Source organism: Enterocloster bolteae, assembly GCF_002234575.2.
GTDB classification, from domain to species: domain Bacteria; phylum Bacillota; class Clostridia; order Lachnospirales; family Lachnospiraceae; genus Enterocloster; species Enterocloster bolteae.
In genome coordinates, this window is the sequence record NZ_CP022464.2 from 5,730,110 (window position 1) to 5,743,472 (window position 13,363).

The window sequence follows — 13,363 nt, forward strand, 5'->3', positions numbered from 1 at the left end:
TTATCCTCCCTTAGATACAAAAAACATCAGTCCTTGAATTTTGCTTTATTAATTCTAATATTTGTTTTTGATACTGGTTATTCACAGCAATAACTATTCCTGAATCATTTAACTGATTTATAATTTCTCTAAATTCCCATACCTGGCTACCATCGTATAAAGAACTCCTTTTCTGGTCATTACTAACAATAAATCCATTAATTTTAATACCATATCTCTTTAAAAGGTCATTACACTGTTTACCATAAGTACCAGCACCGTAAATGTATATGTTCTTATAGCTTTTACAATAAGTTAATAATTCCTTCGTTTTCTTTTTTTCCTCATTCAAAAAATCAATATTATTTATTAAATAGTCATTTTGTAAATCTTTTACTATATTTGTAAAGCGTAACTGTAAGTCACAGAGCCTCTGTTTAGCGTAATCTAAATTTATAATTTCCAGTACATCATACCCATTATTTAAAGCTACAAAACCAAGTATCCGCTCAATTGCATGACTAATTGTACCATCAACTGCCATAGGCTCTTGACAAAAATCCTCTAATTTCCATTTATACTCAAAAAGTGGTTTTAACGCATTAGTCCTACACCAAAAAGCTCCGCCAATAGTTACATACTCCTTCTCATAACAAACATTTTTTTTTAATTTTAGCTGATTACCTAAATTTATAACATTATCATAATTACATGTCCAAGGGTTAATAAACACTCCAATATAATTTCCCCAGTAAGGAATAGGTGGAACCATTAAGCCTACATCTCTATTATTCCCCAAATATCGTAAGATATTTTCTATTAACCCAGTACTACCAATCAGATTTTTCCATATCAATTCCATAAATTTACAACCATCATTATCATTTCCCATCTGTAAACTTTTTTTATCGTGAACAAAGCACAAATACTCATATTCCATTATAAAGTCGTGACAAGTCACAAGAAGAGCAGCCATATCTCTACCCCTATTTTCTTTTACTAAAACTTTATAATTTATTTTCTTAGTATTATTTATATACTTCTTAACTTTAAATGCTATTTTAGGATTTGATGTTACAAAACAAACATCTATATACTTTGGTATCTGCTCGATGTACAAATAGCATTGATTAAGTAAATCCTCATAAAACATGTACACAATAATGCAACAAGAAGTTTTACTTGGTTGATTTTTTCCATTGGATTCGCTTAGCATGAATACAGAATTCATTGTCCCTCTTCCTTCTCTTAATTTTATAAGCAATCATCTATCGACATAGTCCGGTTGCAAAAATCATCATGGAGTATATAGTTTTTAAATACTCTATCTTCAATCATAGTGTATTTTCGCCCCATAACTTCAAGTAAATAATCCGCTATTAACGACTTCTCGTAATTGTAATGATAATTTACCAAACTAGTATATTCATTAAAATACTTTAACACTTCATCTTGAGATGATGAGACAAAATCTATTTCTTCAATTGTACGTTTTTCAGCTGCATAAATCGGTTTGTCTCCATCAAAAAACAAAAAGGAAGGAGACCGATCTGTCAATATATTTTCAAAAACATATTGTTTTTTTGCAACATTACTTTCCTCATTATACAATGACGCAACCTTTAATTTTTGTTTATCTGGATATGCATCAGAACTTTTTACAAAGTAGCAGCCTTTAATCTCTCTACCTATGATTTTTTGTAAGCCCATCTGGCATGTTCCAGAAGAAACAAAATCAGAAAAAATCAATTCTCTATTATCCAACACTTGAAACAAATACTTTTCATAATTTAATCGTATTTCTTGAGAACGCTTTAAAATTTTCTTTTTATGCGAACGGACATATTCTATCAAATCCTTATATTTTTCACAATCAAATTGTTCAATTTCACCTTTCCCCAAAAAAAATCTTTCAATAAGTAGGTGTTCCGGTGTCCCTTCATATGGAAATACAGCAGCATAATTTATATCATCTTCATCAAAAAGAGAAGCACCTATACATACCGCCCTAGATGTGACCAAATACACACTATTTGGTAACTTTTTAAAAAGTTTTTTATTACTTTTTAGGTTTTCATATAGTACCTTTAATATAAATCCGTCTCTTGACGGAAAAATGACTTGACATTTCTTATTATCGACTTGACTACATAACCATAATATATATTCTGTTATTATTGGCGCAGCAAATAAGTATGTAATATCTCTTGAATTATCTATAATTCCTTTTCCTAACGTATGGTATAATGCAAATGGGCTATTAAAAATCCTAGCCACAAATAATCCCAGCATAACCCGTTGCTCTAAACTATTTGTATACTTTAGGAGATGTCTGTATCTAGAAGAATTCATCACTGAAACTGCACTTTTAATCCAAAATGTATCAATCTGGCATTGCTCTGCTGCCAAAATATCAGCCTCATAGCAATCACCTACGTGTAAGACCTTTTTACTATCTAATTTCTCTAAAAGTTTAACAAACAATCCCTCCTCTTTATTAATGCCATATTCCGATGATATAAAAATATCCTCATATCCTACAATATCATTATCTAAAAGAATCTGTTGAATCTGTCCCTTAGAATAATACATATCGGAAATAAGGAAAATTCGCTTTTTTTTCATTCTGGCATAAATAAATGCGTAAGTAATATCGTTTCTACATAAAATCAAATTCCTATCCAATTCATATTCCAAGTTAATGAGTTTTTGCTCATCATACCCCGCCTCAGGATACTCATCAATTAACCTCTTATATATCTCAAAAATCGAAGGTGCTATTATCCCTTCAGACATCATCTTCTTCTCTACACTAATTCGATTTTCTGGAAAAGAGTCATTTAATCCTTCTCTCTTTTGCATAAGATAAAATACATCATTAGGGAATAATACTTTTCTCATTAATAGTGTATCAAAAATATCAAAGCTAACAACTTCATGAGAATCTATCTCCCGTAGCATTATTTCTAATGATATGTTATTCACCTCTTCGAATTGGTCTTTGTAATCCTCATGTTTTATTTCTTTTCCTTTAGAATTTAAAACCTGGATATGATTTTTTAGACAAAAATCGGATATTTTCCTAAAAATCATCTCAGTAGAATTAACCCGCGCAATAATAATAATCACATCTATATCTCTTTTTAACAATTCATCAAGATCAAGAATGGGTTTACCATATATTATTCCCTCCTTTTTATAACTATCCAAAAAACCAACAATATTTAAATCACTATTCTCTTCAATAAAAATTTTTGTTTGTACACTAATACCATATATAGCAATTCTTGCATTTAAATACTTCCAAAACATTTTTGTTTGATTTTCTGCCATTACTATACTCCTAACATTCTCTGATACATATCTTTCATATTGTATTGAGGGGACCAACCTATCTTTTGTAATTTTTGGCTTGATAGTTTAATATTAGTTTTAGAAGCATAGCCAAATACATTTTCCTTAGGTATATCGTACACTATACTGATATTATTATTAAAATTTTTTATAACAAATTCAACCATCTCACGTATTGTCATAGTCAATTCTTCATTTGCAATATTATATGCCTCTCCAATGTCCCCATCTACCAAAATATACATAAGACCACTAATAGCATCAGCTGAGTAAACATAGTTTCCCATTGACGAACCGTCCGTATGCAGAATGATATTGCGCTGATTCAATATACATCTTCCAATATAAGCAAATACCTTTGAACTATTATCTAGTATATAACCAGCTCCAAAAGTCTGAGATAAACGAGCAATTTTTATAGGACATTGATATTCCTGCGAAAAACAATAACAGATATTCTCTGCCATCCTTTTTCCTAATGGATAACAACTTCTTTTATTTAACAAATCAATTATCCCCATATTTTCTTCCGAGATTTTATCAACCAAACCCTCTATATTTCCATAAATCTCCATAGATGACAAATAAACCATACTCTTAACCTTCTTTGCAACTGCAAATTCACAAACTGCCTGTGTTCCATTTACTATACTCTTGATACATTCAACAGGTTTGTCTACCATAAACTTAGAATCAGTATTTGATGCACAATGGAAAATATAATCCATATCACCAGAATAATTAATTTTATCGCTAATATCTCCTACTACGACCTCTATAGATGCATTATTAAATAGCGTTTTCACCTTCTCTTTATTTCGTACATAAACCACTATATTTATTTGTGCATTTAACTTCTGATTTAAAAAACAAAAAAAGCCGACTAAAAGCATACCAATAAAGCCAGTAGCTCCAGTAACCATAACTGTTGATTTTCTTATCGATTTTATTTGTGGTATCGAATTAGCTAAACATTGAAAATCTTCATATAAATAATTCATCATAAAAATCACCTACAAACCAAAAATTTGCGTATTTTCTTCTGCCTCATAAAGCGCCCTGTATACATAAAAATCCGATGGGGTAGTTATTTTTATATTATATTGGGAGCATTCAACAGTACTCAACTTATAACCACAATGTTTCATTAGTGTTGCAGAATCTATCATCCAATTAATGCCCTCTCCTTGGACCTGTAAATGTGCCTTCATTAAATCAGCAACATAAAAACCTTGAGGAGCCTTTGCAATTCTGGAATACGTTCTATCCGGAAGCGCTATTATTTCTCCCGTTTCATCAACAACGCCTATTGTTTCTGTAGCCTTACTTACCGCCACTGCCGTTCTCTTTGCCCTAACTACTTCAATCACTTTACTTATTAATTTATCATCAATCAATGGACGTACTCCATCGTGTACCAAAACAATTTCCTCATGCAAATTTTTAGATTCATTATATATTAGACTTAATGCATTATATATAGATTCCTGAACAGTAGTTCCGCCTGGTACTATCCACCGTACCTTCTCAATCCTATTATTCAATAATTCTCTTTGTAAATATTTCTCCCATCCCCCTACACATACAACTACAATCTGCTCTACTTCTGGATGCTCCTCAAAATGTTCTATTGTATGTATTAAAATTGACTTACCATGTAATGTCAAAAATTGTTTGGGTTTAGTTTTATTATTCATCCTAGTCCCAGTTCCACCTGCTAATATAATTGCTGACACCATATCTCTCTGTGATTAGTAAATCTAACCACATACTCCTTCCTAAAGTATAAACATTACAATCACTTTAAATATCATATCACACTACTTTTCCTTCGTCAAAAGAATCTTAATGGTAAATCAGCGGTAAAACAGCGTCATAACTATTATATTAATACTCCCCGGTCTTCATACTTAATCCCAAGTTTGACAGTTTAGAATGTTGAAAACCCTTAGAAACGTCGTATTTATGCCGTTTCTGAGGGCTTTTCTTTTTGAAAAAAGGGAGTAATGGATTCTTATTCTTTTGAATGTCTGCAGATACCCTTTATGGTACGTTTCTTTATCAATTCATAGTCAGTACGGAACCCGGCGTACTCATGCAACGCATCCGTAAGCTTTGTACGTGTGTAAGATGGGACATATCCTTCGTTTCCTATGCTTGTTACCCTCATTTTTCTGAGTGTCGAAATAATCTCATCACAAGTGAACTGGCTGTCTAGTTTGCGTTCCAGAATCCGGTAGATTAAAAGCGCGATAAAACATGTCGTAAAGTGAGCTTTGATCCTGTCATCCCGTTTTAGGTAAACCGGCCTGGCCTCGAATTCTGATTTCATGATCCGGAAAGATTCTTCGATTTCCCACCGCCCTTGATTTACTGCTGCGATTTCGGAAGGGTCATCGTCGAGATTCGTATAGACGGCATAGAAGCCGTCATACTGGGCTTCTTCCTGTACGGCGTCCTGATCAATTTCGTAAATCTTATTTGCAGCGCATTCACCATCTGCGGTGATCGATGTTTTCTTTATGAATCTGCGGTAATCATTCTGGCTATGCTTATCAATCCTTTTCGGCTCGGTATCAATTGCTTTCATCGCTCTTGAAATCTGCTGATTTCGGATCTGTTGTTGATAGTTCCTGTATTTCAGGGAATAGGTCACGATCAGAGTCTGATCGAAATCAATATCACGTTTCCCGTCATTTCCTTCCACATACAGCTGCTTGTAGAACAGCTTGCTGCGGTTTTTAGCGGTGTCTTCGAGCCTGCTGATATCATAGGTATCCAGGCTGTCTTTCAGATGCCATCCGGTGGGCTCCAGACACCATTGGCGCAAATCTTTTTTGAGCTTTTTAATGGACTGCGTTGTTATGAAACAGCGGCCGCCAAAGTTGTTGAATTTCCGGTTGCGTTCAGAAGACAGTCCAGCATCCGTACAGACGATAAATTTTGAAAGTGAGAAATCTCTCAGGATCTGTTCTTCCAATGGGATCAGAGTAGTCTGTTCATTGGTATTGCCTGGATGGATACAAAAGGCAAGGGGGATCCCACTTCGATCAATGAAAAGTCCCATCTCGACGATAGGGCTCGGGCGATGTTCCTTGCTCGGACCGTATTGTTTCAGGCCTTCCTGACATTCCGTTTCAAAAAAGTAATTGGTACAGTCATAGTACAGGACTCCGGTCTGCCGTTTGACCAGCCGCCGGCTTGCTTCATACAGTTCCGCCTGGATGGAATCGGATTCGTCTGCAATGACAGACAGGGCACGATAAATCTGATGCAGTTCAAAAGCCGGTGGTTCGAGCAAATCGGAGGACTGCTCATAGCAGGAGAGTTTTGAAGACGGATTGAGGATCCTCTCATACACAAGACGTGAAAGGATGGAATCAAGGTCATAGGAAAACGAATATTCTTTTGAAATCTTTCTACAGATGTTTGGCAGGCGAAGATCATAGTAGATCTTCTGAAGGAAAAGGTAACCAACGTTATAGGAATTCTGCTTATCGAAAGGAATGAGAATATCCGTCCGCAGCGGAACAAGGACTTTCTGCTGCTTTTCAGCTTCGGCCTGATTGAGCTCGTCCAGATGCGCCTTAGCCCATTTATTGGCATCTGTACAATGATATTTTTCCATGATTTCCCGTTCAGTTCCAAGGCGTTCCACAACTTCTGAGGAGCGTTTGCCGTCGCGGCGGACAGAGCGGATGATGTAGTAGCTTATTCCATTTTTGGTTTTATTTGTAGTTAATCGCATGGCAGACTCCTTAAGAGAGATGGTATAATCGTATTATATCATATATTACGCTATTACGCACTAAAAGTTTTCTGAATTTGACAAAAAAACCTGCTAACAAAAGTCAAGTACTTTTCAGCAGGTTTAAAAACTATTTCGTCAATCTATTTTTGTGTAAAATTAAGAAGACTGGCTTTATATCCAGCCTATACAAAGTCATAGGTTTTATGTTCTATTGATACACTGCGATTACCCTTGCATAATAAATTCGCAGAAACTTATTCAAACCGGCAATCTTTGCATGTTTCTTGCTTTTACCTTCACCTTCTTTTTTTAAGATATAGTTGTACACGGCATCATCTTTTGGGGCCGGATGGCTCTTAAGCACTCTCATCACCTCATAGCCGACCTTCCTGAGCGTTGAAGAACCTCGTTTCGTTATCTTGCGTTTTGATCCGATAAACTGTCCAGATTCATACGGTGGCGGGTCAATCCCTGCCCATGCTATGAGTGCCTTTGCACTATGTAGCCTTCTCACATCGCCAATCTCTGCCATCAGTTTAACCGCAAGGACATCACCTACTCCGCCCATTTCCCTGACTGTTGAATATTCAGGCAGGGACTTCGCAAGTACCTGCATCCGTGTTAAAATAGGAGACAGAGAACTATCCACAGTTCTCAATACTGATATGGCTTCCTGTACTAACATTTTGGTCGATGGGGTACCGGAAGACAGTGTGGAAATACCACTTGAAGTTAATTCATAGACTGCTTCAGCCTTGGATCTGCTTCGGTGGTATTTCTTTTCTTTTGCCCAAACAAGATACTCCTCTGTGAATTTTTCAAGGCTCATGGATGTGATTAGGTCAAAGTGCCAAAATCTTTCCACAAAGTCGCTGAGCTTGTCCTTGCCATTCGCTTCATTCCAACTGTTAAACATCTTCTTGATACCCGGCATTACATAATCCAGGATATGTGTCAACTCCTGCAAAGCTTTCACATGAAGTTCCATATAGTACCGATACCTGCGCCCCAGAAGCTTAAGTTCCGCATAGATTTCTTCATCACCTTCATAGCTTTGCAGCTTGAACCATTTTTCAATTCCATAGTTCGCAATCATTATGGAATCAAGTTTGTCGGTCTTTGCCCCTCGGATGCTGTTGTCCTTCGCATATTTCTTCATTGCAAACGGATTAACAACCGACACGAAGTATCCTTTGTCATGAAGGAATGTCAATACAGGCAGATGATAAATGCCAGTAGCCTCCATCACAATTCGTATCTCTCCCTCCAATTTTTTCAGCAGTTTATGAAAGTCTTCCAAATCCTTCTCCACATGCTGCATTTCAAAAGGTCTGCACACGATCTCTCCGTATGGCTTAAGCACACAGACCGTACTTTTCCCTTTTGACACATCAATCCCTACACTTATCATCTTGAACCTCCCATAACTTTTATACGTAATTGTTCCAGCCACACTTATTACCATCCAGTTTAGTTGGTTACGCGGGAGCGAATCCCTACCTGCTTAATCAAATGCTTATAATAAGGGGTTGGTTAACGGTTTTTTTGACGGATGCTATGACCCAAAGAACGCCTCGTCAGACCAATTACTCCCCTTATTATAAATAAAATAAGTGCAGATGTCAGAGTTAATTACTCTCTAACAACTACACTTTTATGGTACTAAATAAGCAGCCATAAGGCTTGCAAGATTTTCAGGTGTCAAACTCCCGGCGTTTTGCCAAAAGGCGAGATGCTTACGATTCGCTATTTCACTGATTCTGTAGTATAATCAGAGACAGTAAAGGACAAGGAGCGGATCAATGGGCAGCAAGCATACACTGGGTGAATTGAATAACTTAAGCCGTGAAGAGTTGATCACCATCATTCTCAGTATGCAGGAACAGCTTGATGCGTTGAATGAAAACATCGAGAAGCTTATTGAGCAGGTACGTCTTGCAAACCAGCAACGTTTTGGTCGTCATACGGAAACAATGGCATCCATTGAGGGACAGTTATCCTTTTTTGATGAAGCAGATGCCTTGTGTAATCCGCTTGTACAGGAGCCGGATCCGGATGAGATCCTCCCTAAAAAAGCAAAGAAGAAAAAATCCAAGGGGCAACGGGAAGCGGACTTAAAGGATTTCCCGGAAGATGTCATACCAACCCACACGGTATCTAAAGAGGTACTGGATGCTTTCTACGGTGAAGGCAACTGGAAACAGATGCCCAGTGAAACCTATAAACGTTTAAGACACGAACCTGAGAGCTGGACTGTAGAAATCCACATGGTAGATGTCTTTGTGGGAACCGATGGTTACCATCAGGATGAGTTCCTGCGTGGTGACCGTCCAAAGGATCTGTTTCGTGGCAGTATAGCAACACCTTCCCTTGTAGCTTCTATCCTAAATGTAAAGTATGTGAATTCTGCTCCGCTGCATCGGATTGAACAAGAATTCTCCCGTAACGGGGTTAACATTTCAAAGTAGACCATGTCAAACTGGATGATAAACAGTTCCCACAGGTACTTGGCACCTCTGGTGGAGTGCATGAAGCAGGAACTGTTAAAGCTTCCAGTGACACAGTCGGATGAGTCTCCCACCCAGGTAATCAACGATGACAGAGCTCCCGGAAGCAAAAGCTATATGTGGGTGCATCGCTCCGGTGAATTCCATACAGAGTTCCCAATGGTTATCTATGAATACCAGAAAGGCAGGAACCATGAGTTTCCGCTTCAATTCTATCAGAATTACGAAGGAATTCTGGTTACCGATAGCCTTTGCCAGTATCATTTGATAGAAAAAAAGCTTCGGTGACTGATAAATGCCAACTGCTGGGCACATGCAAGAAGGGATTATGCCGATGCCATAAAGATAGCGGATAAATCCAATCCTGATGCGGTACGACGTTCGGTTGCCTATCAGGCATTAAGCCGGATATCCCAGATCTATAAACTGGAAGGTGCCTTAAAGGATCTGACAGCCGGGGAACGTCTCAAAGAACGCCAGAACTCAATCAAACCTTTGGTTGAGGAGTATTTTGCGTGGGTAAAAAGCCAGCTAAAAAAAACTGCCGTACCACCCAAAGGGAAAACAGCCGAAGGACTGAAATACAGCCTGAATCAGGAAAAGTATCTGAAGGTATTTCTGACTGATGGGAAGGTACCCATTGATAATTCAGCAAGTGAACGTTCCATCAGAACTTTCTGTATCGGTAAAAAGAACTGGATGTTTCACGATTCCATTCAGGGAGCGCAGGCAAGCGCTGTCATCTACAGTATTTCGGAAACCGCAAAGCTCAATAACCTGAGACCTTATTATTATTTTAAACATTTACTCACAGAGCTTCCCAAACGCTGTGACGAAAAAGGAAATATAGATTCTGCGAAGCTAAACCACTTATTGCCATGGGCAAAAGAGTTACCGGCTGAATGCAGAAAACCACGCCGCTGATATCTGTTAGTGGCGTAAATTTATAGGTAGGCGCAGGATTTAACGCTTACGATACGCCAAAAAGGAGGAACAGACGCTTCTGAACCGAATGGAAAAGTATCGTCAAAAGATGGCAAGAGGATTCCGCAAGGCCAGCGGGTAAGAAATGTACTGCTCGATTCTAAGTATCATAGAGACGTTGAAAAGAAGAGAGATGGCGATACTGGAAAATATAAAACGTCTATTCATGGGCACACCGGCTATTTTTTAGCCGGTGCTAAACCCATCAGTTCAGCCGATAGGCTGAACTGATATGTAATGACTTTTGTCAAGAGGTAAATTGAGTCACCACAAACTTTTTTATCTTTTTCTGCTGAAGGCACCTAAAAGAAACCCTGGATTTCACTTTTCGGCTTTGACCACTCTGATATACGTGGATTGGTTACCTACAGGTCAATGGTCCGCCGTGGGCCCTACCGTCTGTTATCGTGGATCACGCTTTCACGTGCCAACACAGTTCAGCCGTAGATGGCCCGAATCTGGAAGGGGCCAGGGTCTCTTCCGGATGCCTTCTGTTGTTTCTGGATTTCCCGGTACAGCCCTTCAGGTTCCAGCCCCCTGAGCCATTTAGTATGTGCCGCAGTCCAGGTACTGCGGCCCCCATACCGCAGGTTGTGGCGCAGGCAGAATGCATTGATTTCCTGCTTCATTTTTTTCAGGGCCAGCCTATGGTCATCCCGCATGCGGATATAATCCTTCACCTGTTCATCCTGGCCAGTTGGGACATACACAGGGCTGTAATCATGGTGGGCAAGGCATTTTGCAATGTTACGCGCATCCCGCTTATCCGTTTTGATTTTTTCTTTCCCTTAATTACAGGCATGGTGGTTGGTGCCAGGATAACGCATGTGATATTATGCTCTGTCAGCTGGTGGTACAGGGTATAGCCCAGGCATCCTGCCTCATAACCGCATATAAAAGATACATTTTCCCCCAATGCAGCCCTCAGGGAAGCAAGATAGGAAAGTACATGTATATAATCCGCCTCCGTTGTATGCGGATGGGAAAACTCATCTTTCTCAATTGAATAGCAACAAAGTGAAAAAGTTTCTTTGTGAACGTCCATTCCTACGAAAATTGTGGTATTATACATTTGTAATGGCCTCCTTTTGTATGCGGTAATCCCTGTTACCTTTGATCTTTGCAATCTTGAGTATACAGGTAAATCCACGAGATTACAAATGTGGGGTCATTACATATTGTCTGTTACCATTTTATTTTTAATAATATGATTTCTCCTTGACACACCGCCTCATATCATGTACATTCTAGTTAATCAAGGAGGTTCCTATGCAAAACACCACATTCAACATCACGTCCTTACAAAAAATAACTGATGATACCGAATTCATCATTCAATGTTACCATACCATGCTAGGCCGTTCTTTAGATCCATTCGAGATGCAGCATGCCATACAGATGTTATCAAACGGTCTGTCAAAAAAAGGCTTCTTATATTGGATTACGCGCTCCCAGGAATTTGGCAACCGCTTTGTTATAAAAGAGATTGCTTCTTATAAATTAGACTGCTATCTTTATAAAGGCATGGAAAAACTACTTAAACTTCTACATCTGGATAGCATTCCCAAATATAATAGTGAATGCTTTTCCACGCCGCTTCACTGCGGACGCTTTGGGTACTTAGCGGAGCAGTTTACTGAACATGATTATTCCTTTGACACAGAGTACAGCGCATTGGCAGAAGGGCAGATTTCTCAGATTTCCGCTTATCTTCCTAAACTGTCGGATCTAACATATATCGGACATCTGGCCTCTGTACTGAGTCCGGCAAATTCAGTTTTAAATACGAGCATAACACACACCAAAGTAGCAGATATAACAGAATACATGGACTCCCATATGCCGGCCCCTAAAAGCAGCTGTTTTATTACAAATCCGGATGTTCTCTTTCAACTACTTACTACAGACAGGCTATCCTCCTTTGCCAATTCCATTGGGGACACTCTTGTCCTCACTATGCCCCAGCTCCCCTCTTCCCAGGCATATGTAAGCATCGTATGGGATGGCAGCTGGGACCGGATGGAGTTCCGCCCCGACGGCACAATATGCAGGTGGATGGCTGGACTGGAATTGGATGGTTCAATCCATCTTATAAACCACAGCATGGATTATTGTCAGATTACTCTTGATTTTATACTGACCGTACTGGATATTAACAGCGAGGTTTCCATTTCCTTTCATGGAAAAACTATACCGATTCAATATTCCGGTACAAAATGTAATGTCACCTTAAAGTTATCCCTGAATCCAGGCTGCAACACAATGTCCTTACTATATGCCGGCAAAAGGATTAAACAGCCCGATGCCTCCGGACGTCCAGCGCTGCTATCGGTTGACAATCTAGCTTTGTCCTTCCTCGGTTCAAGCTTCCTGTCTCTTTCCGGAGAAGCAGCTTACAGTCTGGATGAACAAAGCCACGGTACCGGTTACTATCCTTATTTGCTGCCAGATTCATTTATACGTTCACAGCTCCATCGAAACGGTTTTTTTGAAATCAGCGCTTTCCGGGTTTCAAAGACATATGCTGTCTCCCAACTGCCTACAACCAGATATGATTATCTGAGGGATGAACGGCATCACGACTGTTTTTATATTTTAGATTCAGATAGTAAAGAAGAGGACATTACTTCCTTTTCATCTGTCATCCTATATATCGCCTGCAGGACGGGACATCTCTCACCGGAATTTTATAATTATGAACTGGAGGAACATTAATTTTGTCAACTCAAACTTATAGCTACATTTTTCATGGATACGGAGGCGAAAACTCCCTGATGCCCTTGGCCCA

Annotated in this window: 10 protein-coding genes and 1 pseudogene; 3 read left to right on the forward strand and 8 right to left on the reverse strand. The window is 38.7% G+C overall.

What is annotated here, in order from left to right; all coding sequences use genetic code 11:
* Window positions 1-10: 10 nt before the first annotated feature.
* The 6 genes from CGC65_RS26585 to CGC65_RS26610 all read right to left on the reverse strand — a co-directional run bounded on the left by CGC65_RS26585 (window position 11) and on the right by CGC65_RS26610 (window position 8,495).
* Window positions 11-1,210 (reverse strand): rhamnan synthesis F family protein, encoded by a 1,200-nt coding sequence (locus CGC65_RS26585; RefSeq protein ID WP_002566606.1) that lies wholly within the window; start codon window positions 1,208-1,210, stop codon window positions 11-13.
* 23 nt (window positions 1,211-1,233) lie between these two features.
* The gene (locus CGC65_RS26590; protein ID WP_002566607.1) at window positions 1,234-3,312 is read right to left on the reverse strand and encodes an HAD-IA family hydrolase; all 2,079 of its coding nucleotides are present in this window, start codon (window positions 3,310-3,312) and stop codon (window positions 1,234-1,236) included.
* 2 nt (window positions 3,313-3,314) lie between these two features.
* Complete coding sequence (locus CGC65_RS26595) at window positions 3,315-4,337, reverse strand: NAD-dependent epimerase/dehydratase family protein (RefSeq protein WP_002566608.1); 1,023 nt, start codon at window positions 4,335-4,337, stop codon at window positions 3,315-3,317.
* A gap of 9 nt (window positions 4,338-4,346) precedes the next feature.
* Window positions 4,347-5,072, reverse strand: a complete 726-nt coding sequence (locus tag CGC65_RS26600) for an IspD/TarI family cytidylyltransferase (protein WP_007036237.1) — start codon at window positions 5,070-5,072, stop codon at window positions 4,347-4,349.
* Window positions 5,073-5,347: 275 nt separating this feature from the next.
* Complete coding sequence (locus CGC65_RS26605; protein WP_002566610.1) at window positions 5,348-7,081, reverse strand: IS1634 family transposase; 1,734 nt, start codon at window positions 7,079-7,081, stop codon at window positions 5,348-5,350.
* Between the two features lie 211 nt (window positions 7,082-7,292).
* On the reverse strand, window positions 7,293-8,495 hold the full coding sequence (locus tag CGC65_RS26610) for an IS110 family RNA-guided transposase (RefSeq protein WP_002566611.1): 1,203 nt from the start codon (window positions 8,493-8,495) through the stop codon (window positions 7,293-7,295).
* A gap of 463 nt (window positions 8,496-8,958) precedes the next feature.
* Between CGC65_RS26610 and tnpC the strand changes: the two are divergent.
* A pseudogene (gene tnpC / locus CGC65_RS31965) lies at window positions 8,959-10,311 on the forward strand (IS66 family transposase); the annotation flags it as partial.
* Entirely contained in the window at window positions 10,291-10,515 is a 225-nt protein-coding gene (locus CGC65_RS31970) for a transposase domain-containing protein (RefSeq protein ID WP_235622190.1), read from the forward strand. The pseudogene tnpC and the gene CGC65_RS31970, both read left to right, overlap by 21 nt.
* A 497-nt stretch (window positions 10,516-11,012) precedes the next feature.
* On the opposite strand, the gene CGC65_RS26630 is transcribed toward CGC65_RS31970, so the two are convergent.
* Window positions 11,013-11,255: a hypothetical protein gene (locus CGC65_RS26630; RefSeq protein ID WP_007036241.1), complete on the reverse strand. Its 243-nt coding sequence runs from the start codon at window positions 11,253-11,255 to the stop codon at window positions 11,013-11,015.
* Window positions 11,252-11,647, reverse strand: a complete 396-nt coding sequence (locus CGC65_RS26635; protein WP_002566615.1) for a hypothetical protein — start codon at window positions 11,645-11,647, stop codon at window positions 11,252-11,254. Before CGC65_RS26635 ends, CGC65_RS26630 begins: the two co-directional genes overlap by 4 nt.
* A 197-nt stretch (window positions 11,648-11,844) precedes the next feature.
* On the opposite strand from CGC65_RS26635, the gene CGC65_RS26640 reads away from it, so the two are divergent.
* Window positions 11,845-13,290, forward strand: coding sequence for a DUF4214 domain-containing protein (locus CGC65_RS26640; protein ID WP_002566616.1), 1,446 nt, complete (start codon window positions 11,845-11,847; stop codon window positions 13,288-13,290).
* Window positions 13,291-13,363: the final 73 nt, after the last annotated feature.